General features: G+C 55.4%; 11 protein-coding genes, 1 other RNA gene and 2 pseudogenes. 2 read left to right on the forward strand and 12 right to left on the reverse strand.

The window, feature by feature from the left end; translation table 11 throughout:
• Positions 1-193: TatD family hydrolase (locus tag CNE01S_RS18725; RefSeq protein ID WP_174522188.1), on the forward strand; the 193-nt coding region annotated here is incomplete at its 5' end.
• Between the two features lie 127 nt (positions 194-320).
• Here CNE01S_RS18725 and CNE01S_RS18730 read toward each other — a convergent pair.
• The 4 genes from CNE01S_RS18730 to CNE01S_RS24660 all read right to left on the reverse strand — a co-directional run bounded on the left by CNE01S_RS18730 (position 321) and on the right by CNE01S_RS24660 (position 3,113).
• Positions 321-1,019 carry an inovirus Gp2 family protein gene (locus CNE01S_RS18730; RefSeq protein WP_061277753.1) on the reverse strand — a complete coding sequence of 233 codons (699 nt, stop codon included), beginning with the start codon at positions 1,017-1,019 and terminating at the stop codon, positions 321-323.
• Between the two features lie 295 nt (positions 1,020-1,314).
• A complete protein-coding gene (locus CNE01S_RS25850; RefSeq protein ID WP_245874376.1) occupies positions 1,315-1,878 on the reverse strand; it encodes an ECF-type sigma factor in 564 nt (187 codons plus the stop codon).
• Positions 1,879-2,028: 150 nt separating this feature from the next.
• On the reverse strand, positions 2,029-2,496 hold the full coding sequence (locus CNE01S_RS18740; RefSeq protein ID WP_138089242.1) for a YagM family protein: 468 nt from the start codon (positions 2,494-2,496) through the stop codon (positions 2,029-2,031).
• Positions 2,497-2,900: 404 nt separating this feature from the next.
• Positions 2,901-3,113: a helix-turn-helix transcriptional regulator gene (locus CNE01S_RS24660; protein WP_072009167.1), complete on the reverse strand. Its 213-nt coding sequence runs from the start codon at positions 3,111-3,113 to the stop codon at positions 2,901-2,903.
• Between the two features lie 141 nt (positions 3,114-3,254).
• On the opposite strand from CNE01S_RS24660, the gene CNE01S_RS18745 reads away from it, so the two are divergent.
• On the forward strand, positions 3,255-3,998 hold the full coding sequence (locus CNE01S_RS18745; protein WP_061277755.1) for a hypothetical protein: 744 nt from the start codon (positions 3,255-3,257) through the stop codon (positions 3,996-3,998).
• 38 nt (positions 3,999-4,036) lie between these two features.
• Here CNE01S_RS18745 and CNE01S_RS18750 read toward each other — a convergent pair whose 3' ends face one another.
• The 8 genes and pseudogenes from CNE01S_RS18750 to CNE01S_RS26090 form a co-directional block, all read right to left on the reverse strand.
• Positions 4,037-5,278, reverse strand: coding sequence for an integrase domain-containing protein (locus CNE01S_RS18750; protein ID WP_061277756.1), 1,242 nt, complete (start codon positions 5,276-5,278; stop codon positions 4,037-4,039).
• A gap of 203 nt (positions 5,279-5,481) precedes the next feature.
• Positions 5,482-5,845: a transfer-messenger RNA gene (ssrA, locus tag CNE01S_RS18755) on the reverse strand.
• A gap of 117 nt (positions 5,846-5,962) precedes the next feature.
• Positions 5,963-7,126 carry an HlyD family type I secretion periplasmic adaptor subunit gene (locus tag CNE01S_RS18760; protein ID WP_096754172.1) on the reverse strand — a complete coding sequence of 388 codons (1,164 nt, stop codon included), beginning with the start codon at positions 7,124-7,126 and terminating at the stop codon, positions 5,963-5,965.
• Positions 7,127-7,133: 7 nt separating this feature from the next.
• Positions 7,134-9,341 carry a type I secretion system permease/ATPase gene (locus tag CNE01S_RS18765; RefSeq protein WP_061277758.1) on the reverse strand — a complete coding sequence of 736 codons (2,208 nt, stop codon included), beginning with the start codon at positions 9,339-9,341 and terminating at the stop codon, positions 7,134-7,136.
• Positions 9,338-10,744: a TolC family outer membrane protein gene (locus CNE01S_RS18770; protein ID WP_061277759.1), complete on the reverse strand. Its 1,407-nt coding sequence runs from the start codon at positions 10,742-10,744 to the stop codon at positions 9,338-9,340. Before CNE01S_RS18770 ends, CNE01S_RS18765 begins: the two co-directional genes overlap by 4 nt.
• Before the next feature lie 81 nt (positions 10,745-10,825).
• Entirely contained in the window at positions 10,826-17,089 is a 6,264-nt protein-coding gene (locus tag CNE01S_RS26080; protein ID WP_439645714.1) for a BapA/Bap/LapF family large adhesin, read from the reverse strand.
• Between the two features lie 57 nt (positions 17,090-17,146).
• A pseudogene (locus CNE01S_RS26085) lies at positions 17,147-18,661 on the reverse strand (Ig-like domain-containing protein); the annotation flags it as partial.
• Positions 18,659-23,398 (reverse strand): annotated as a pseudogene (locus tag CNE01S_RS26090) (Ig-like domain-containing protein); the annotation flags it as partial. The pseudogenes CNE01S_RS26090 and CNE01S_RS26085, both read right to left, overlap by 3 nt.
• Positions 23,399-24,138 lie beyond the last annotated feature (740 nt).

Here is a 24,138-nt window from a genome sequence, read left to right on the forward strand (position 1 = left end):
ATTAGCTTTGAAAATTCCTAAATCACGCATTCTTACAGAAACCGACGGTCCATTTGGTAAGTTTCGTAATGATCCACTAATGCCATGGGATAGTGAGATTGCTGAGGCCCAGTTAGCCACATTATGGGGTATGAGCCCGATGGATGTTAGAGCCCAGCTTATTGATAATTTTAGAACATTGTGTAGTCATTAAATATTCAGATAAAATAATTAATCGCTACCAAATTTTATTTGTTAAGCACTCTTGAGAAAGTTAGTAAATATGTTCTGGCTGAGCCTTCCCGCGTAGAGAAGGCCACAGTCAAGTTGTATGGAACAACCTACTCCGTCGTTACCACAGCCTGCTTTAAAAGGCTCGTGCCAAAGTTACGGTAGCCGTCGTGGACATCTTTTGTATTTTCTTTAGCCAGATAAGCCAAACGTAACAGGAAGTCCTCATAAACAGCGGAGCGAGTTAGAGCATCGCCTCTGTTTAATTTAAAGGACTGATTCTTTGGGAAATGTGCTAAGGTCGCTTGATAAGGATAATTAAGGCCTACGGCGCTACACCAAGCCTTCTGAATCCTCGTAGCCATATTATCTGCATTTCGGTTAGTATAATTTCCAAGATATCCATAAACGTTCCGGTTGAATAACAGCATCAAGTGATAGTGGGGATGTTCGCTTGTATCACGCTCTCTGGCCCAGACATAAGCTGGTAACGTAGGTTTCCCATGTCTGCCTGAACGTCTGTGATCCTCTCGTAGCTGGCTTTTCAGCGACTCAATGCAACGGGTTATTGCCTGCGGATCTACCCGCTGATAACAAACAAGTGAATCAGGATCATCCGATACGCGATCCTCAGCAAACCTTAGGTCTGCACGGCAGGCAAATATACGATTATGGTGCTCAAAAGAGTTATATACTACAGTAAGAGATTTACGGAGAATGTAACGCTCCATTGGTGAATGGTATTTCTTCTCTGCTTTTTTTAATAGTAGTTCAAATTCATTCTCGGTTAATTCATAAGATGATTTCATAATATACCATTAACTGTATCTTTGTTATCAGGCAATGTGTGGCTATTGCGCCACACATATGAGATGATGTATCGGGATTCAGTATGCCTTACTAAATATATATTACATATACCAAGCATAATGAGTTGGATTCCGTGAGTTGATAATGTAGACGGAAGGCTCGATATATCTCGCTTTAAAGTTGCATTTAACTCATTAATAATGAATTAAATTACTCTGAAGTTATCATAATTATTGGTGGCTTATAACGCATATTAGATAATAACGATTGCAAGTTTTACCTAGGCGTTGAATATTAACCGATAATTCCGCTATTCCAATTGCGTTTAACTGTCGATATGCTAACTTTCAATAATTTGGCAGTTTGTGATTGAGTAAGCCCTCGGCGTTTAGCCAACTCGATGCGTTCACGATGTTGGCTTCCTTCTCTCCTCCCTAATGGTTTAATGATATTTCTTGTCTTCAAAGAAGCTAGACTCATCCTTCTGCATTCATTTTGAATTTTAGTAAGTAATAACGTGAAAATGTATCCATCAGCTGTTGGCGTTAGCTTCTTTTGAGCAAAGTAGCAGTGAATGCGTATGGATTTATTGGCACAACGTATTATGTTCTCCTGAATCATTTCTGCGCTATTTCCCAAACTGTTAAGATCAAGTATAACTAGGTCATCCCCTTTACTCATGTCTCGATTGATCAGTTGCTTTAGAACATTTGGGGTATCTGAGGATAGCTGCCTGTCGATAATTGTCTTTCCTGAACTTATCAACAAAGCTTTGCGGATTTTCAGCACCTCAGCGTTGCTTTCTAATCCCTCTGCTTCTTTAGCATCAGTGCATTTATGATATAAAAAACAGGTCATGCTGCATAACTCCAGTGTCAGTTATTAATTATTGCTACCTTTTCAAGACGGAAAACTATTCTTTCAACGTTAAACCACACTTAAACTACTCCTCTGTATAACATCACTGACCCAGCATGTAGGCTGTTTACAAATAATGCTTTATGTTATTTAGTTATTAAATGGATTGATTATAACAACTTCTCCTTCTGGTTTAGTCATTAATGAAACATCTCTTTTTCTAATCACAGGTATCATCACTGCTTTGTTATTTAAGTAGCAGATCGGAATCCAACAAATATGTGGAAAAGAAGTATTAACTCCATGATTATCCAGAACGGTATCCATCCTGTATGAAATCAATTCAATCACAGGGAGCAAGATGGCTTTTTTAATATCAAAAAAAACATCGTCATGAGCTGTTTTTCTTAGGAGTAGAATTTTTCCAATGCCGGCTGCTAGCCTCCTTGCGTTATTTACTTTTCTATCTGTATAAATGTAAATTGCATTATTGATGTCTATAGTGTTAATTAAGTCTTCAAGCTTGTTTTTTATTTCTTTCTTTTCAAGTTTACTCATGTCGTTGTTTTTAACGTTATGTTTAAATTCCATTGCATCAAGGGTGTGTTGAGGTATCAAAATTTCCTTTTTCCAAACTTCCTCGTAAAACTCTATGTCATCTTTTTTTTGGAGGGGTTATCCTTAATCATCGGGATTCGCTTTGCTGCATGTGATAGGGAGGCTCTATATAACTCATCTGATAAAAGTGAAGATAAAGACTGTCCCGAAGCCTTGCTTACATTTTTATAATAATCAATAGTCGATATGTAATTGGTTGAAAAAGTAACTCTCATTGGCATGATTAATTCCTATTTAAGTGGCGATTTTGCAAATGTTTTTTAAATATATTTTTTAATTGCTGCATTCTGTTTATAATGCATGAGTGTATTTTTGGATGAAAATATCACTGTTAATTTTTATTTTGGTTAATGATCTGTGTGCGTTGATTATGGCTAATTAATGTTGTTATTTGTGTTGGATGATCAACAAGAAACTGGTTCTCGAAGTAAAATCCATTCATCAATTTCTGATTCAAGCCAGCCAATAGATTGTTTACCAAGACGGCGGCGCTTTGGAAATGTAGCATCGTAACGTGGAGATTTTGGGTTGATCCAATCGTAGATGGTTGATCGACCTACGCCAATTTTTTTCATTACAGATGCAATCCGTATCATTTTTGCATTGGATGTGTTCATTAACGTTTCTCTTGGGTTGTGTGCTTTGGGATGAAACGAAGATAGCTTCTCTGCGTTCTGAAAAAAATTAACTTGCCAAAAAGTTTTTTTTTACAATACTGATTATTTGATAATCTATTGAAAATAAAGGATTAAGTAAGAATGTTAAAAATTTTTTGTAGTGAGTTTGAATTTCAGAGCGAGGACTTGCAGAAGCTCCTTGAGTCTTCAGAGTGGCCGTTTAAGAATGCCTTAATTGAGGGGTTAGCATTCCTTGAGAAGGATAACGATGAGGTAAGAGATGAGGTCTTACAACATAGATCTCGCTACATTGAGCATGATGTATGCTGGCAGAAACTAGAGCTGAAATGGACCTGTGTACCTATGATGAACTCGGCTTTAGGGTTAAAACAGTTCTTTAAAGATGCCCTGTTTGCTGCGGGTTTGTTTCAGCGCTGGGGAAGAGAAATATGGGGTGCAGATCCAGTAATGGCTGTTGAGTCATTTCTACATGCAAATCGAATATTAAATGAATGCCGAGGGAGTGTGAACTTTAACCAGCTGATTGATGATGAAAAAATCATTAGTGAGGGGAGGCGGCAATCAGCCAGGAAAGGAGGGGAGGCAAAAGCTGAGCACTACATTCCAGTTAAGAAGGAGGTCATTAGGCTGCTCCTAAAAAATGTTCCTTCTGATGGTGGATGGCAAAAAAGAATTGTCGCAGCTCGAGCCATCGAGCAGGAATTGATGAAATTTGTGACGGAAATGAAACACCAAAATTCAGGATTGGATCTCAATGTAGACGAGCTTATTCAAACTGTAGTTCGCTGGGGGCGCGAGGATAGTGAAGTTAGGGCAGCATACGAAGCCACTGTTAGAGTAAAAGTTGGAAAAAAATTAGCGTAAATTTTACGCTAATTTGGGATTGGATGTGTTAGATTTTTTTATCCAACAAGTCTAAAAGCTGCTGATTTCAAAGTGGTTATAGTTCCTTTGTCGGCTGAATTAACAAAATTTGCCCACCACTGCATCATCGGGCGTCGTTGCTCAAGGTAATCGCTGCGGTTATAGGCTCGACGCACCTCATTTTTGTCCACATGAGCAAGTGCTGCCTCAATAACATCAGGAGGGAAACCTTGCTCATTGAGTGCGGTGCTGGCAATTGATCGCAATCCATGTGATACAAGGATACCGCCAAATCCCGCTCTTTTAAGCGAAGCATTTACCGTTTGGCTATTCATTGACTGAGTGGGCTTCAAACGACTTGGAAAAATGAATTCTCGATTGCCACTTATCGGTTTCATCATCTCTAAAACAGCAATTGCTTCATCTGACAGTGGGACGGTATGGTCACGGTTCATTTTCATCCGTGACGCAGGGATTTTCCACTCTCGCGCTTCCATGTCTACCTCTTCCCAACGGGCTTCAGCCGCTTCGGCAGGGCGGGTTATGGTGAGCAGTTGCCACATGAACAGACACCTTGTTGGAAGGCTAATGCTGGCGGTGCGCATCGTCTGCATCAGCTGAGGTAACTGATCTGGTCGAATGCTGGGCATGTTCTTTTTCTGAGGCTTCTCGAACGCTTTGCCAATGTTGATGCTGGGTACAGCATCTATTAGGCCCGTATTCTGGGCAAAAATCATGACTTCATTGATACGCTGACATAGGCGGCGGACGGTTTCCAGTGCCCCTCTTGCCTGAACTGGTTGAACTGCCTTAACCAGAGTATGAGCTTTTATATCTGTAACACTGACATCTCCAATTACCGGGAAAATATCCCTCTCAAGAGAGCGCCAGATATCTTTCGCATAGTCTTCTGTCACGCTGTTCTTTTTCACACCTAACCAACGTTCTGCAACCATCATGAAGGTATTCGTTTTAGCTTCTAGGGAATTTCGTACTTTTTCCTCTTGGTGCTCTTGAGGATCAATATCCTTGGCTAGTAATGCCCGTGACTCAGCCCTGAGCTTACGAGCATCAGAAAGTGTGACTGACGGATAGGAGCCAAAGCTCTGTTTTGTCCGTTGTTTGGTAAAAGGGCGGTAATAGCGAAACTGCCAAAGTTTGCTGCCGCTGTGCTTAACCAATAACGTAAGGCCATCACCATCGTAAAGAAGGTAATCGGCATCTTTGGATTTAGCTGCTTTGATTTCGGTATCGGTTAGAGGCTTGGTTTTTCTTGCCATTATTAGCTTCCACTCTTTTGGGCCCAACAAAGACAATAGATAGTTTTGTTGGGCCTATCAATGGGCCTAAAAGGTTCGGATTTAATTAGTTGGCATCAGACTTCGCGGGACAAATTGAGGGCACAAAAAAGCCCGCAAGGCTTGCGCCGTGCGGGCTCTTAGGACTTCATCGGATGACTCTGGTAATCACCGATGGAGAATTTTGGTGGAGCTGGCGGGAGTTGAACCCGCGTCCGAAATTTCTACGTCCTCGGTACTACATGCTTAGTCAGTCTTTACATTCGCCGGGCAACTGCGGACAGACACGCCATTACCAAACTATCCTGATTAGTTTTAATGCTTCAACCCCAGGCAAGGCATCCACACGATCTCTTTTGGGTTTGACCTCTCTTTGATCCCCGTCTTAAGAGCGGAAGCTAGGGAGAGAGGGCTCAGAGCAGGTTATTAAGCTGCTAAAGCGTAGTTTTCGTCGTTTGCGACTATTTTTTTGCGGCTTTTTACGAGGCCAACCGCCCCTCGGCATGCACCTTGGGTTTCGCAAATCCCGTCGAATCCAGAATCAGCCCCAATGTGTACCGGCGAGTATAACAGATTTATTACGCGCGTGACCAGCCGTCTAAAGAGAAATCCCGCCAGGTGCCAGGCGTACAAAATTCCTTCAGCACCAGCGGGATAGATGGTCAATTAACGTTCGCGCAGCGCCTCGCGGGCGCGGTTGAACGGCTTAATCAGGTACTCAACAATCGTTTTCTGTCCGGTTTTAATGTCCACGGTCGCCACCATCCCTGGAGAAATCGAGAAGTGATGGCCGACTTTGTTCACCAGGTAATCCTGGTTGGTGCGGATAAACACCCGGTAGTAGACGATTTCCGGCTTCACCTTGTCCTGAATGGTGTCCGGGGAGATGGTTTCCACCGTGCCTTCCAGCCCGCCGTAAATGGCGTAATCGTAGGCGGTGATTTTAACCAGCGCGCGCTGGCCGGGGTGAATAAAGGCAATGTCGCGCGGGGAGAGCCGTGCCTCAATCAGCAGGTGATCGTCCACCGGCACAATCTCCATCATCTCGCCGTTCGGCGGAATAACGCCGCCGATAGTGGTCACCTGAATGTTCTTCACGATGCCGCGCACCGGCGAGCGCACGGTCATGCGGGTCACCGAATCCTCACGGCCTTTAATGATGGATTCCAGCATATCCACTTCGGCATTGGCCTTCGACAGCGCCTCGCGCGCCTGCACGTAATACTGCGAGCGCAGGTCGGTGATCCTCAGGCCGAGGTCGCTTTTCTGCCGCTGCAGGCGCAGCACTTCTACGTGGCTCGCTGCGCCGCTTTTCACCAGCCGCTGGGTGATATCCAGCTCTTTGTTGACCGACGTCAGCGCATCCCGCAGCTCGGATTCGGAGTCGTTCAGCTGCGCCCGGCGGGTTTTATAGAGCCGGGTTTCAGAGGCGATCAGGTCCGGGAACGCTTTGAGCGAGTCCGGGAACTTCAGCGGCTGGTCGTTCACTTCCGCGTAAAGCCGCGCGCTGGAGGCCAGAGAGGCGCGGTAGCGAGCGGTGCTTTCGCCGACGTTGGACTCGGAGCGGGTCGGGTCGAGGCGGGCGACGATTTGCCCGGCCTGCACTTTATCGCCCTCGTGGACCAGCAGCTCGGTGACTATTCCGCCGTCCAGCGACTGCAAAATCTGCTCGCGGGAACTCGGCACCACTTTCCCGGTGCCGGTGGAGACTTCGTCCAGCGTGCCGAACCACGCCCAGACGCCAAACAGAATAAACAGCAGCGTGATGAGCAGGATGATGCGGCTCGCCCCGGAAAATTCGCTTTCGCGCTGGATGTCCGGGTCATCCATGGTGACGTCATGCTGACTGGTTTTCATTGTTCCACTCCCGCGGTGGTGTCTGGGCGGCGGCCGGGGCCTGAGCCTGTGCCGGTCTTGCGGCGCCGAGCGCCTGCGCCTTCGGTGCATCCATTACCAGCTGGCCGTCTTTCAGCACCAGCACGCGTTCGACCAGTTCGAGCACCGGCACGCGGTGGGTGGCGACGACCAGCGTGCGGTGGCCGAGCCACTGGTTAAGCCGCTGAATAAATTCGCGTTCGGTGTGGTCGTCCAGCGAGGCGGTGGGCTCGTCGAGCAGCACGATGTTGGGCGAGCGCAGCAGCATACGCGCCAGCAGGATCGACTGCCGCTGCCCGCCGGAAAGCCCGCTGCCGCCTTCCATGATTGGGTGATCCAGGCCTTTGGGCAGGTGCTTCACAAAGTTGCTCGCGCCGCTCACGTCCAGCGCCTCGAAGATCGCTTCATCGCTGGCGTGCGGTGCGCCAAGGGCGAGGTTTTCCCGTAGCGTGCCGTAGAACAGCCGCGCGTTCTGGCTCAGGAAACCGATGTTACGGCGCAGATCCGCCATGTCGATTTGGGTCATCGCCAGATCGTCGAGCCGGGCTTCGCCGCTGGCGAGATCGACCCCGCCGGCAAGCGCCTGCAGCAGCGTGGATTTACCCGCGCCGTTACGTCCGAGCACGGCAATGCGCTCGCCGCGCTGGATCTCAAGGCGGGCAATACGCAGCGGAATGCGCGGATCTTCGCTGTGGTATTTGAACTGGGCGCTTTCAAACAGGTAGTGGCCGTGGAGGATGTCCTTATGAATGAGGTTTTCATCGCGCTGGGTTTCCACCGGCAGCTGCATGATGCTGTCCAGCCCCTGTTTGGCGGCTTTTACCTGCTGCCAGCGCGCAAGCACGCCGCACAGGTTTGCCATCGGGGCAATCATCCTTGAGGCCAGCATCGAGGCGGCGACCATTGCCCCGGTGGTCATCTCGCCTTCAATCACCAGTGGGGCGCCGAACAGCACCACCACCACAAAAACCAGGCTCTGAATGGTGATCCCCCAGCTGATTAAGCCCTGGGTCAGTTCACGGGTTTTCAGGCCGGATTCGGCGGTAATGCGGATGTAGCTGTTCCATTGCTGGAGGAAGCGGTTTTCCGCCTGCATCAGCTTGATGTCCTCTAGCCCCTGCACGCTTTCCACCAGCACGGCGTTGCGCAGGGTGGATTCGTGGGCGGCCTGGTTGGCCAGCGTGGCGAGCTTTTTCTGCAGCAGCAGGCCGGGCAGCACCATCACAATGGCGGCGACCGGGGCGATCCACGCCAGCTGCGGGGCGATGATCGCCAGCACGCCAACAAACAGCAGGAAGAACGGCAGATCGACGATCGTGGAGATGGTCGAGGAAGTGATCATCTCGCGGATCTGCTCCAGCTCGCGCAGCTGAGAAATAAAGCTGCCGGTGGAGCGGGGCACGGCGCTGTTGCGCAGCCGCAGGGCGTGGCTGAAGACGCGATCGGAAATACGCATGTCGGCCCGCTTGCCCAGCACGTCCATAATATTGCTGCGCGTGACTTTAAGGATGAAGCCGAACACCACGGCGATCAGCACGCCGGTCGCCAGCACGTACAGCGTCGGGTATGACTGGGCGGGGATCACCCGGTCGTAGACCTGCATCGAGAACAGGATCCCGGCCAGCGACAGCACGTTCACCCAAAAAGCCGCCAGCATCACCGGGCCATAAGGGCGAACGTCGAGCATGATCAGCTCTTTCATCCAGTCCGGGCTAAAACGCGAGATATAGGCGTCGACGCGGCTGTCTTTCAGCGCCGAGAGCGGGCGCAGGGCGGCCACAAAGCGGATCTCCGGCAGCAGCTTGCTGAGCGACTGGCGGTTGGTGTGGCGTTCTTCGTCGAAGTAGCAAATATCCACGGTGTCTTCGCCGTCAAACTGTTCGATCACCGCAATCTGGCCGTTGGCTAAGTCCACGACCACCGGCAGCCGCCACTGGGATATCGCTTTTTCGGTGTTGCCGAGCAGGTGGAAGGAAAGCCCGGCCTGGCGTGAAAGTTGGGTCAGCGCGGCGACTTTGGTTTTGTCCTTGAACCACGGGGCGTTGGCCTGAATGGTGCCGGGCGAGCAAACCACGCGGTAGTGCCCGGCGACGTGACTGATGGCGTGAGCCCATTGAGTCAGGGCCTGTTCGCTTAAAAACTCCCCGGCGGGAGAGGCTGTCTGGCTCATGGCTGAATCTCCAGGGACTGGATGTTGCGGTGTTCCAGACCAAATGCGTTGCGTAATTTGCCGGTGTTGTACAGGCAGTTAAGCTGCAGTTGATGGAGCTGGCTCAGCGTTTGTTGTTGGGCGAAGCGCGCCTGGAAGACTTCCTGTTCGGCGTTGAGCACGTCCAGCAGCGGGCGGGAACCCAGGTCGAGATACTGTTGTTGGTACAGTTCGCGGGTGCGGGCGCTCAGCTGTTCCTGGCGCTGCAGAACCTGAAGCGCGGTGGCAAGGCTCAGCGCCTGGCTGCGGGATTCCAGTAGCTTCTGGCGAACGTCGAGGCGAACCCGGTCAATGCCGGACTGCGCGGCTTCCACCGCATGGCTGGCGGCGTTGCGGCGTGCGGTCAGGCCACCGCCCTGATAAATCGGCATTTCGACGCGGATATACGCCGAGTATTGCGTCCGGTTAAGCACTTCGCTGCCGGAGTAGTTGTTGTTCAGGTAATGCTGGACGGACGGCTCCAGCGAGATGGTCGGCGTCATCTGGGCATTGGCGTAATCCAGGTTGGCCTGGGCAACGTTGGCCTGCGACCAGGCCGCGAGGACGGCAGGCACCAGACGATCGTCCGGTTTCGCCACGTCGCAGCTGTTGTTCAGCTTTTTCGGAAAATCAGGGCTGACTTTGTTGAGGCTGGTCCAGCCGAGCTGGCTCATCAGCGTCGCCTGGGTGCTGTCGAGATTCGACTCGTACTGAATGAGCTGCGAGCGGGCGGATTCGATACGCGCATCGGTTTGCACCACGTCGGACATCGAGGTTGCGCCCTGGTCGTTACGCTCCTGGGTCAGGCGGCCAATGGCGGTCAGCGCGTCCAACTGCTCTTTGGCGATGTCGACCATTTGCTGCCAGAGCTGCACCTGCACCATCGCCGAGGCGGTGTCGTGCCCGACGGTATCAATGCTCACCAGCACGTTGGCCTGGGCCTGAGCTTCCCCGGCGGTTTCGGCGCGCACCTGGCTTGCCACTTTGCCGAAGTCGTAGAGCATCTGGGACAGAGAAAGTACCAGCGACGGGCTGTAGCCGCTGTTGCTGTAGGTGTTGGTGTAGCCGTTGTTCATCCCGGCGCTGATCTGCGGGTAGTACTTAGATTTAGCGACGTTGATCTGTTCGGACTGGCTGGACAGTTTGCCGATAGCTTCACGAATGCTGGGGTGCCAGGTGACAGAGCGGTTGACCGCGTCGTTAAGCGTTAAGATTCCGGGCGCAGGGGCATTGAGCGGGAGGGCGGTGGAGCCATCGAGTGAGGGCAGCTCTTGTTGTTGAGCCAGACCCTGTGTCGTAATAGAAACGGGCGTGTCGTCGGCCGAGGCCTGGAGTGAAAACAGACCGCAAGCCAGCCATAACGCAACAGGCTGTAATTTTCCCATGTTTTTTCCCTAATAAATGGCACTGCGTTTTTGTCTTATTCCCCGGGCGTCTGCGCGCCCGGGGATTTTTCGCTACAACTATCAGGCAACAATGTGGTTGTTCTGGATCAGCTCATCGAGTGTGGTGTGTACGTTCTCCAAAGTGACGAGAGTGGTTGAGTGGAACGTGCCGGCGCTGCCGTCACGGTCGATAGAAATGACCGTGTTGTTGCCGACGGTAGCCACGCTCAGGTAGTTACCCAGCGTTGAGGTCTGCCCGTTCCAGCCGACAAGCAGGTCGTGGACGTTGATCTGGTCGCCCTGAGTGAGCGAGAAGTTCTTCCAGACGTCCGACCCGTTGCCGCCCGTGCCGTCGTTCGCCCCGCCGGCAAGGACGTGGTACACCAGCGTATCGGCGTAGGCCGAAGAACCGTTGATGATGTCCCCATAGGCGGTACTGACGATCTGCGGGTTCATGTTGATGGTCAGCGTGGCGGTATCCGAATGCCCGTTCTGATCGTTCAGGGTGTAGGTAAAGACCTCTTTGTTGGTGATTGACCCCGGCGCCACCCCGGCGTTCAGGGTGTAGGTATAGTTCCCCCCGATGCCGATGGTCAGGGTGCCGTACTGGCCCTGAATCGTGGCCACCGCGTCGCTGTTGGTCAGCGGGTTAAGGGTCGCCGTACTGCCGTTGGCGCCGTTGATCGTCAACAGGGTATGAACGCTGCCAAGCTGGTCAGCCGCGCCTGCGGAGTCGGTACCGTCGTACAGGTTGCCGTGGACAATGGTGCTTTGAGCCGTGAAGCTATCCAGCAGGTTCGAGGTCCCGGTGATGTTCGGCGTGATGGTGATGGTACCCAGCCCCAGCGGCCCCATGTTCCCGACATAGCTCAGCGTCCAGGTGCCTGAATGCAGGTCCGTGACCGGAATAGTGGCCGTGCCGCCCAGCAGGGCGCTGCCGCTAAAAGTACCGGTGTAGGTATGGCCCAGCCCGTCGCTCAACGTCCAGCTTACTGACAGCCCACCCAGCACCAGCCCGGAAGCCACTTTGAACACGATGGCAGCCCCGCTCAGCACGGTGTTATCCGCAATGGTAAAGGTGCCGCTGCCGTTGCCATGAGTAGAGGCCAGCAGCGCCGTGTTCCAGGAGGTTTGACCGACCGTGGCGCTTGCGTAAGCCGCGGTGTTCTGCGTCGACGTGATGGCCATAATCGAGCTGATGTCATTCACCGCATCCACGGTGTGCGGCGTGGCGGTGATGTTCAGCGACGCGGTACCGGTATCGCCGTTTGGCGCGGTGACGGTGTAAACGAAGCTGTCTGGCGTATTAATACCGTCGGCACCCTGGCCTGCTTTCAGCGTATAGGTGTAGTTGCCGTGGGCATCAATGGTCAGCGTCCCGAACTTGCCGACGATGGTGGTGGTGCCGGTTGCCGAGACAGACACGCCGTTCACCGCCGTCAGCAGACTGCCTGCCGGAGCGATATCATCCTGCATCACGTTCCCGGTGGTTGTGGCCGCAAGGCTGTCGACCGCGTAGGTGTGATCCTGCAGGATATTCAGCGTGTAGCTGGTCAGCAGCGAGACGCCACTCGCGTTCATCAGCAGGAACAGGTAGTCCCCGCCGCCGAGGGTGACGGTCAACTGGCCAGACGAACCGCCCAGCAGCGGCGCCGTCAGCCAGGTTTTCTGCACCTGGAACTGCTCGTACTGCTGAGTGGCCGCGTTGAACTTGTAGATGTACAGGTCAAAGGTAGAGAGCAGGGCTACGCCGCCAACGCTCGCCTGCAGCGTCATGGTGCGTGTCGATCCGTCTGCAACATCAAACAGGATCGGGTTGCTCATGTTAGCCAGCAGGTTGAGGTTGACCACGTTACCCAGGCCCACGCTCAGCACCGACAGCCCCGTTTGCTGTGAAGCCCCGTGGTCAACGGCGGCAACATCGGTGCCGAAGGTCAGCGAACCGGTGTTATCCGTGGCGGTGACCGTGCTGGCTGGTGCGCCGTTGCCGAGGGAGACAATCAGCTGCGCGGAGTCGCTGACGCCCAGATGCGTGATGGTGTAGGTGAAGTTCTCGGTGCGGCCCAGTACCGCTGCCGAGGTGTTGGTTAATGTATAGGTGTAGCTGCCGTCCTGGTTGATATGCAGGGTGCCGTATTTGCCCTGAATATCCAGCCCGCCAGCGCCCACGGCATGACTGACGCCGTTGGCATCGGTGACCGCCGTTACCACGGTGCCGGTAGGGGCGTTATCGACTGCGCCGCCAGGGCCTGGATCGGTAATCACGTTCCCGGTCGAACTGGTGGTGCCGCTCACGACGCCTGGGCCGGTTTCCTCAACGGTTACCGCAAGGTTCGTTGTCGCCCCGACGGCCAGCAGGCTGGTGTTGTAGCCGAGCACGCGGTATTGCCCTTCGCCCAGTCCGTCAAGGTTCAGGGTGACGCCGGTCGCGCCCAGGGTCAGCAGGTTCAGGAACTGCGGCAGGGAAGAATCGACAACCGTGGTCCACGAGTTGGTGGCCGAGTCATATTTCTGAATGGCGATTTCCAGCGTATTCAGCAATGACAGCACCACCCCGGTGGCGGCGGCGTTAATCGTGATGTGCCCGGTTGCCCCGCTGCCGATGGTGAAGCCAACCTGGGCGGTATTGCTGCCCAGTACCGAACCCACGCTCCCCAGCGCGCCCACCAGCAGCGTGCCATAGCCGCTGTAGTGCTCGGTGGTGATTTCCGCATTGCTGGTCAGCGCCAGATCGACCACGTTGCTGCTGGCGGCTAGTGGCAATACTGGTGCAGTGATCGAGAGCGACGGTGAGACGTTCCCGGCCGCATCGGCGGCTGATATCGACAGCGACTGCCCTTCAATCTGGCGAGTTGGCAGAGTAATGCTGAACGCGCCGGAAGCATTTGCCGTGCCGGTGACGGTGATCCCACCCGGCAGCGTCACTGTTACGGTGCTGTTCGCTTCCGCTACGCCAGTGATCGTTGACCCGTCGGCGCTGATAACCCCGGTCGGGATCAGCGGTGGAACGGTATCGACAATCACCGAGGTTGGCAGAGAAGTCCCGCCTGTCCCGTTGGCGTTGGTTGCCGTGGCGGTAAAGGCGTGTACGCCATCACCCAGCGCGCCGGTTGGGGTGAACGTCCAGATGCCGCTCGCATTTGCGGTGGCCGTGCCCAGCAACGCACCGTTGTCGTAAATCTTGACGGTGGCGTTGGCTTCGGCGGTGCCGTTGATCGTTGGGCGGGTGTCGTTGGTGCTCTGGCCGTTGCCCACGACGCCGGTTTTCGGCAGGACATCGTCCACGATGCTGGTAATCACCGGCAGCCCCGGCACACCGGTAAACGGTGCGGTGAAGCTGGCGGAAACACCGATGTTCCCGGCGGCATCCTGAGCGAAGGCCAGCAGCGGCTGCGCGCTGGTTTGCGCAGGGGAGAGCGTAATGCTGAAGTTCCCGTTGCCGTCAGCCTGAGCCGTACCCAGAACGGTACCCGTCGCCGAGGTAACGGTCACGGTACTGTTGGCTTCCGCAACGCCGGTCACCACGGTGCCGGTGGCGTTGACCGCAATGCCGGTTGGCGCCAGCGGTGGGACGGTATCGACGATAATGCCGGCCGGTAAGGATGGAACGCTGGCGTTACCCGCCGCATCCGTTGCGGTGACGGTAAACGAGTGGTTGCCCTGAAGCAGAGGCAGCGTTGGCGTGAACGTCCAGACTCCGCTGCCGTTCGCCGTCGTGGTACCCAGCAGCACGCCGTTATCAAAGATATTGACCGTGGCGTTGGCTTCGGCGGTCCCGTTCAGGGTTGGGCGAGTATCGTCCGTTGGCTTGTTGTTGCCTACCGGGCCGGTGATCGGGCCGACATCATCTACCACAGAGGTAATCGCAGGCTGGCCAGGCGCCACGGTATCCACTACGACGGTGAAGCCTGCTGTTGGGCTACTGACTACGCCCGCACCGTTGGTCGCGGTGATGGTAAAGGTATGCGAGCCGTTTGCCAGCGCGGTCGGCGGGGTAAAGACCCAAACGCCTAGGGCGTTAGCCGACACGGTGCCAATCAGGTTGCCGCCATCGTAAATCTTGATGGTGCTGTTGGCATCTGCCGTCCCGTTCAGGGTTGGACGTGCGTCATTAGTGGCCTGGCCGTTAGTCAACGGGCCGACCGTACCGCCGACGACATCATCCACCACAGAAGTCAGTACCGGGGTATTCGACACGCCGCTGGCGACGGTCAGGGTAAAGCCCGCTGAAGGGACGCTAGTATTCCCGGCCGCATCGGTCGCGGTCACGGTGAATACGTGCTGGCCGAGAGACAGCGCCGTGCCCGGCGTGAAGCTCCAGGCACCCAGCGCGTTAGTGGTCGCGGTGCCAATCAGGATGCCATTATCATAAATGCTGATGGTGGAGTTAGCTTCCGCCGTCCCGCTGAGCGCCGGCTGAGTGTCGTCCGTCGTCTGGCCGCTCACCAGCGGCCCCTGAACCGGGCCAACGTCATCAAAGGCCTGAACCACAATCGGCTGAGTTGGCGCAATGGTATCGACCACCACGTTAAACGGTGTTGACGGCAGGCTGACGTTGCCCGCAGCGTCCGTCGCGGTCACGGTCAGCGCATGGCCGCCGTTAATCAGCGGTGTGGATGGTCGGAAGGTCCAGGCTCCGCCCGCATCTGCCTGGACGGTGCCGAGCAGAACGCCGTTGTCGTACACGCTGACGGTGGCGTTGCCCTCGGCGGTACCTGTCAGCACTGGACGAGTATCGTCGGTGACCTGGCCGTTCGACAGGTTGCCGGTGATTGGGCCGACGGCATCCGCCACGTTACTGATGGCCGGCGCGTTCGGCGCGATAGTGTCGACGGTCAACGAGAAGCCGTTCGACGGATTACTGACGTTGCCCGCCGCATCGGTCGCGGTCACGGTTAAGGTATGAGTCCCGTTGCCAAGTCCCGCTACCGGCGTCAGGCTCCATGCGCCAGACCCGTTGGCAATGGTGGTGCCGATCAGGTTGCCGTCGCTGTAAACCTTAATGGTGGCACCGGCTTCCGCCGTCCCGCTCAGGGAAGGGCGGGTTTCGTTGGTGGCCTGGCCGTTGGTGATTGGTCCCAGCACCGGCGCGGTGTTGTCCAGCACGGTGACGATCACCGGTGGATTCGGTGCGACAGAGTCAATATTCACGCCAAACGAAGCCGCGTTACTGACGTTGCCTGCCGCATCGGTCGCCGTGACGTTCAGGGTATGCGTCCCCTGGCCAAGAGGCGTTGTCGGGGTGAAGGTCCAGATGCCCAGCCCGTCCGCCTGGGTCGTACCCAGCACGTTATTACCGTCTTTCACCGTGATGATGGCATTGGCTTCCGCCGTGCCGCTCAGGGTTGGCTGCGTGTCCTTCGTCAACTGGCCGTTGATCAGCGGCAGGCTGCTGCCAGGCAGCGTCTGGTCGTCGGTCACGGACAGAATAATCGGCACTATCGGTGGCACGGTGTCCACCACCACGTTGAAGCCAGCACTTGGGCCACTGGCGTTACCAGCGGCATCCGTCGCGGTGACGGTGATGTTATGGCTGCCGTCCAGCAGCGGAGCCGTTGGGGTGAATGTCCAGTTGCCGCCCACCGGTACTATGACAGTCCCGATAACGACGTTCCCGTCCTTGAAGGTCAGCGTAGTCCCCGCTTCGGCGGTGCCGCTGAAGGTAGGCGTATTGTCGTTAGTCGGCTGGCCGGCAGTGACTGGCTGCGAAGTAATGTCGTTGGTGACGGCGAATATCACCGGAGCGGATGGGGCGATAGTATCCACATTGACCACAAAGCCGGTGGAAGGCACGCTGACGTTACCGGCGGCATCGGTCGCGGTCACGGTCAGGTTGTGTGACCCCTCACCAAGGTTAGTTCCCGGCGTGAAGGTCCAGATGCCGAGGGCGTTGGCGGTGGTGGTGCCGATAAGGACACCGTTATCAAGGATGTTTACCGTCGAGCCGGCTTCTGCGGTACCGCTCAGGGTTGGTTTTGGATCGTTGGTGGCCTGGCCGTTGGTCAGCCCGCCGACGTTTGGCAATACGGCATCAACCACGGTGAGGATCACCGGCTGCGCTGGCGGAATAGTGTCCACTATAATGGTGTACGCCAGTGACGGGACGCTGGTTTCCAGGCCAACGGTCTGGGTTGCCGTGAAGGTATGCGGCCCCTGAATCAGCAGCGTTGTCACGGGCCATGTCCACTGGCCAGAGCCGTTGGCTGACACCGTGGCGACATTTATGCCATCTATGAAGATATGCACGATGGCGTTAGCCGCCGCTGTACCATTCAGGATTGGCTGAGTGTCATCGGTCGACTTACCGTTTCCGATGTTGCCGGTAATGGTGCCGACATCGTCCATCACGGTATCAATGGTCGGGGCGGCAGGGATACCCAGATTGATGCCAGCGTTAAAGTCTGTGGCCGTGCTTTGGTTCCCGGCGGCATCCTGAGCGATAGCCGTGAGCGCTTCACCGTTATATTGCGGCGGCACCAGGGTGACGGCCCAGATCCCGGTTACAGGCAACGCCGTGCCGGTGCCCAGAACATTCCCGTGGCTATCTTTGATAACTACCGTGCTCCCCGGCTCCGCTGTCCCGGTAACCAGAGCCCCGGTGATATCGGTAATCGGGTTCACCACTGGTGCTCCTGGTGGAACGGTATCGACGGTGATCACGATCGGCGTGGATGGCCCAACGGAATTGCCCGCAGGATCGGTCGCTTTGATCGTAATGCTGTGCGGCCCATCGCCCAGCGTCGAGGTCGTGATATTCCAGGTGCCGTTGGCTCCAACTACCGCGCTGCCAAGCACGGTCGTGCCGTTAGTGTCGTATAGCGTGACGGTGCTGCCGATGCTGCCGGTCCCGGTAAAGGTCGGTGTGTTGTCATCTGTCAGGCTGCCGTTTATGAGCGGCGTCTGGATTGGCCCGACATTATCAATGATCTCGGTAACCACCGGCAGCGTCAGCGGGGTAGCGTCCACGGTCAATACGAAGGTTGAGGACGGCCCACTGGCGTTACCGGCGGCATCCGTCTGAACTGCCGTCAGGTTGTAAACGCCATTGACCAGCGGAGTGGTTGGGGTGATAGCCCAGTTGCCGCTGCCGTCGACTGTCGCGGTCCCGATAACGGTGGTGCCGTTATACAGCGTCACTGTCTCACCCGTGACGCCTGTCCCGCGGAATACCGGGGAAACATCATCGGTGACTGAGCCGCTGCCCAGAGGGCCGGTGACGGCGCCCACGCTATCATCGGCCGCGTCAATGGTCGGTGCCGCTGGCGCGGTGGTATCTACGGTAATCGCGATCGGTATTGATGGTACGCTGATATTCCCCGCCGGGTCGGTCACCAGAACGGTAATGTTGTAGGTTGCTTCACCCAATGGCGTCGATGGGGTAAAGCTCCAGGTGCCATCGGAGCGCACGGTTGTGCTGCCGATTAATATGTTTCCGTTGTTGTAAATATCGATGGTCGAACCCGCAACGCCGGTGCCGCTGAAGGTTGGTGTCGTGTCGTTGGTGCTGCCGCCAGGGGCGACGTTACCGACTACAGGCGGCACATCATCGGTCACAATTGGGGCGACAGGCTGAGCCGGAGGCGTCGCGTAAACGGACAGCGTGAAGCCAGAGGAAGGCATCCCCGTGTTACCCGCTGCATCCGTTGCCGTTGTTGTGAATACATGTGTCCCGCTAAGCAGCGGAGCGTCCGGGGTGATGCTCCAGTTGCCGTTCGAATCGACGGTGGCTGTGCCAATCGGTGATGTCCCGCCATCAACGTAAAGTTTGATCGTGGCACCCGCTTCGCCCTTACCAGAGAACACCGGTTCGGTACTTTGTGTGCTGCAGCCGTTAGTCAGCGTGCTCGGCGCGTTGGAGACGTTACCCAGCGCGCTGTCGATGGAAGGTGCCCCCGGAGGCGCGGTGTCGATAACCACAATCTGCGTGGTGGCAGAGCTGGTGTTTCCGGCCGCATCCGTTACGTAAACATTCAGGGTGTGTGAGCCTTCACTCAGCGGCTGAGTTGGTCTGAATGTCCACGCGCCGCTGCCGTCTGCCGTGACGGTACCGATAAGCGTTGTGCCATCGTATATCTGGACGACCGCATTAGCACCTGCTGTCCCGTTGATCACCGGCTGAGGATCGTTGGTTGAGCCACCCGGCAGCACCGGGCCAAGATCCGGAGAAACATTATCTATTATCTCGCCGATCGTCGGTGCGTTTGGCAGGACAGTGAGCAGCTCAACGTTCCACGGCGCGGAAGGTGCGGTGACGTTTCCGGCGGCATCAGACGCCGTGACCGTAAAGGAATGCGGCCCGTCCAGCAGTGGAGTGGTTGGCGTAAATGTCCAGGTCCCGTTGCCGTTCACGGTGGTGGTCCCCAGAACGTTCAGGCCGTCGTAAACCGTGATGGTGGAACCGGGTTCCCCGCTGCCGCTTAGGGTTGGCGTTGGGTCGTTGGTCGCGCCGTTATTGCTGACCGGGCCCGTTACGGTGCCCACATCGTCGTAGACCTGGGTGATCGTCGGGGCAGTCGGGGCGATGGAGTCAACGTTGATGTTAAAGGCGGCGCTTGGCTGGCTGACGTTGCCTGCGGCATCGGTGGCGGTGACCGTCAGGCTATGCAAGCCCTGGCCGATAGAGGTGGTCGGCGTAAAGGTCCATGCGCCGGTTCCGTCTGCACTGACTGTGCCAATCAGCGTGCCGTTGTCGTAGATCTTCACGGTTGAGTTAGCCTCAGCCGTGCCGGAGATCGTCGGTTTGTCGTCGTTAGTCAGGTCACCGTTGTTCAGGTTGCCGGTATGCTCAGGCACGTTGTCGACCACGGAGCCAATGAGCGGGATATTCGGTGGCGTGATATCTGGCGCAGTGACCGGGGCATTCGGGCCAATATTCCCTGCCGCATCCGTGGCGTTCACTTCCAGATGCTGGCCGTTAGCCTGCGGCGTGGTCAGGGTGATAGTAAAGCTGCCGTCCGGCCCGGCAATGGCCTGGCCCAGTGGATTCCCCAGCGCATCGGTGACTTTCACCGTGCTGCCAGCTTCTGCTTTACCGGTCAGGACTGTGCCATCTTCATTAACCAGCAGGTTGGTTGGCGCCACCGGCGGCGTATGATCCTGAGCAACCACGGTTGCAGGCAGGCTGGTATTGGTGGCGGCGTCCGTCGCGGTTACCAGCAGCGTCTGGCCGTTAAGCTGCGGCGGCACCAGCAGGATATCGAAATGTCCGGTTGGGTCGGCGGTGCCGACGCCAATGATGTTGCCGTTGCCGTCTTTGACGGTGACGGTGCTGCCAATTTCGGCGGTACCGGTTAACTGCAGGCCATCGGCAGAGACCGCCAGATTCCCCGGCGCATTAGGTGCCGTGTGGTCCGGGGCAGGAACGTTCGTGCCCAGCCCGGTATTGCCTGCGGCGTCAGTAGCTTTAGCCGTCAGAATTTGCCCATTAAGCTGAGGCGGGGTGAGCGTGACGGTGAAATGGCCCGTCCCGTCCACCGTGGCGCTACCCAGCGTGTTGCCGTTAGCGTCAGTGATGGTCACTTTGCTGTTGGCTTCGGCTGTCCCGCTGAGTGTTGTCCCGTCGTCGGAGACCGTCAGCGCGGTTGGCAGACCCGGAGGAACAGTATCAACCACAACGCTAAACGGAGCGGATGCGCCGCCGGTACCGTTGTCATTCGTTGCGGTGACAGTGAAGGAATGTGAGCCTTCTGTCAGAGGCAGCAATGGCGTAAATGTCCAGCTGCCGTCAGGGTTGACAGGGGCAACACCAATCAGCACGCCATTATCATAGATAGTGACGTTCAGCGCCCCAATTTCGGCGGTGCCGCTCAACGTTGGGCGGTTATCATCCGTGGCCTGGCCATTTGTCAGCGGGCCCTGGAGGGTGCCGACATCATCAATGACGGAAACCAGAACCGGAACGGGCGGGAAGCCTGAGTCCGAAGCATCGAATGTTGTATCCGGCCCGACGTTCCCCGCGGCATCCTGCACCTGAGCGGTTAATGTTCCGCCGTGGGTCTGAGCCGGAGAAAGCGTCAGCGTGAAGTGTCCGGTTTGGTCAATTTGCGCCGTACCGAGCACCACGCCATTCGGACCAACAACTTTTACGGTATCACCGGCTTCACCGGTCCCGGTCACGGTCGTCCCGTCCTGGCTCACGGTGTCAATGGTGACGGGATCCGGTGGGATGGTATCGACGGTGAAGGTTGGGCCAACGGTAATCGTACTGACGTTGCCTGCAGGGTCGGTCTGCTGCAGCGTAATCGTGTGCAGGCCTTCACCCATTGCGTTGGTTGGGGTAAAGGTCCAGTTCCCGTCATTGCCGACGGTGACCTGACCAATTGGAAGGCCATTATCAAAGATGGTTAACGTACTGCCCGCTTCACCGGTACCGCTGAAAATCGGTTTGCTGTCATCGGTGATGCCGTTGTTGCCGATAGGGCCGGTAATAGAGCCGGTGTTATCAAGAATTTGATCGAGCACCGGTGGATTCACAACGGTATCCACGACCACGGTATAGGTTGCTGAGTTACCGCTGTCGCCGCGAATGTTAGAGGCGGTGGCGGTAAAGTTATGTGGCCCGTCAGGTAAGATGGAACCCGGCGTGAAGCTCCAGTTGCCGTTCGGAAGGACAAGAGCGGTGCCAATCTCAATCCCATTATCAAAGATATGAATGGTCTCGCCGGCCGCGCCCGTACCCTGTAGCGTCGGGGTTTGGTCATTGGTTGGCTGATTGTTTGGTACTGTGCCAACGATTGGCGGCGCGTTATCAATGATGGCGGTGATCGTCGGCACCGTCGGCAGCGGGAAGAATGGCGCGGTTGCTTCGGCAGCCGGGCTAACGTTGCCTGCCGCATCGGTGGCTGTAACCTGGAGATGGCTGCCGTCAAGCTGCGGCGTGGTCAGAGTGATGCTGAATGCACCGGTCACAGGCGCGGCGGTGCCGGTGCCAATCACGTTCCCGTCTACATCTTTGATGGTGACGGTGCTGCCAGGTTCGGCAAGCCCCGTCACCGTATCGCCAGTCGCGCTGACCACCAGGTCGGTTGGTTCGCCAGGCGCGGAAGTATCCACGGTAACGGTGTAGCTGCCGGAAACGCTGCTATCGCCCCGGACGTTGGAGGCCGAAGCGGTGAAGGTGTAGGTGCCTTCGCCTAGCGGGTTTTGTGGCGTAAAGCTCCAGGTACCGTCCAGCCCAACTTTGGCGGTACCAATCTCACCGCCGTTAGACAGAATATGGATGGTGTCGCCGGGCTGGCCTGTCCCCTGCAGCGTTGGGGTAGTGTCGTTGGTGGTCTGGTTATTCCCTACGTTGCCGGTGTTGGGTGCCGTATCGTCAATGATGGCGGTAATCACAGGCTCTACCGGCGGCAGAACGTTTGGCGCCGTTGCCGTGGCCGGTGGGCTGGTATTCCCTGCCGGATCGGTGACGACGACGGTCAACGTTTCGCCGTCTACCTGTGCTGGATTAAGAGGGATAGTGACGTTTCCGTTGCTATCGGTAGTACCGGTACCCACGATCGCGCCATTCGGATCTTTAATGGTTACCGTACTCCCCGCTTCTGCATGGGCGGCGATGGTTTCCCCATCCGGGCTTACGACCAGGCCTGTTGCCGCTTCTGGTGGGGCGGTATCAATGGTGACGGTGTACGCTGGGGAAGTGGCGCTTTCACCTCTTTCGTTAGTCGCCACAACGGTGAATGCATGAGAGCCGTCCGGCAGGGCGGTGCCTGGCGTAAAGCTCCAGGTGCCGTTAGCGCCGACCACTACGGTGCCAATCTGCACGCCATTGTCATAGATATGAACGGTTGTGCCCGCCTGACCGGTACCCTGCAGAGTTGGTGTGTTGTCGTTGGTGGGGGCGTTATTGCCGATATTACCGCCGTTTGGCGCATTCGGATGATCGTTAGTGATGCCGGTAATGCCTGGCTCGCCGGGCAGCGGAATATTGGGGGCGGTGACGGTGGCTCCCGGCCCGGTATTACCCGATGGGTCGGTCGCCGTGGCGGTGAGCGTTTCCCCGTCCAACTTCGGAGTGGTTAGGGTGATGGTAAAGCTGCCGTCACTGCCCGCGGTGCCGGTACCGATGACATTTCCGTTGGCGTCTTTGATGGTTACCGTGCTGCCCGCTTCGGCATTACCGGTAATGGTTCTGCCGTCTGCGGAGACGGCAAGGCCGGTAGGTGCCGGCGGCGGCGTGACGTCCGGCCTGCCGGGATTGCCTGGATTGGTGCCGCTATCAGAGTGCCCACCACCGCCGCTTGAGGCGGCAGCAATGGCTCCGCCTGCGGCAACGGCCAGCCCACCCAGAACCCACGGCCAGACCGCACCACCTTCGGCATGTGCACCAGTGGCCGCCATAAGTGCGTCGATATTGGCAATTTGCTCATAGTGAGCCGCAGCTTCTGGATCCTGAACCCACCAAAGCACGCCGTCGTGGCCTTCCAGTACCAGCTGATTTCCACCTTGATCGGCAAAGGCGTAGTAGTTTTTGATGGTAATGGTTTCGCCGGAATGGAGTTTGATCACCAGGTCCTGGCCTGAACGAGTGAAGCTGGCGACCTCTTCACGTTCAATTTTTAGCTCGACAATTGAGGGACCTTTTAAGGTGATTTCAGAGGCTTCGACGTTATTTTTTACGCCGGTTAATTTAGAGATAATTGAAATTGAACGCATTGTTATCACTCCATTCGCGATGAACGTGGTGGTAGTCAGTTGCCCGGCGTAATATGTTGATTACCGAAAGCAAAATTTTTAAGTGTACGAGGCCCTTCGCGGTGAATAGGCGAAAAAAGGCCTGTATCAAAAAATTGATTACAGTGGTTATTAATAAATAAGACGCTTCCGGTGCGGAATCGAAATTAGTTAATTCTCAGGGTCATAGGCTCGTCGTTTATTAAATAGAGACTATTGATGATATAGACAGGAAAAAATGAAAGCGCAACTTAAGCCATATTTAACACTATGTAAGTAGCTCTAAAGTACCAGCGAACGTAACGGGCTCACCCAAACGGCTGAAGCCGGTTCTTTGGCTGTCGGTTGGCTACTATTATTCTTATCATGTTGAAATATTTAAGATAAGTTTTAGAGAGCGTTTTGCATTGCCCTGGTTAAACTGAGGCTTTAGGTATGATAATGCTGGCATCTGACGGGGATGCGGTGCCTTTTCTGGTGGGGAGTTTTCTTTTGTAAAGCAGAAAAATTTGGAAGAAATTATCTATTTTGTGAGGAGTATAAAGATGACGAACAGGGGAGGAAATATTATATATCTTTGAGTTTATGGTTTTCAGTAAAAAAGATAATAATGAAGGGAAATAGCATATATTATTTAGCGTCGCTTAATTAATTTCAATGCTTCAATATTTGACCGCGCAATAATAGCTGATAATTAAAGATGCGTGTAATTTTTTTACTGG

Source organism: Cedecea neteri NBRC 105707 = ATCC 33855, assembly GCF_001571265.1.
GTDB lineage: Bacteria > Pseudomonadota > Gammaproteobacteria > Enterobacterales > Enterobacteriaceae > Cedecea > Cedecea neteri.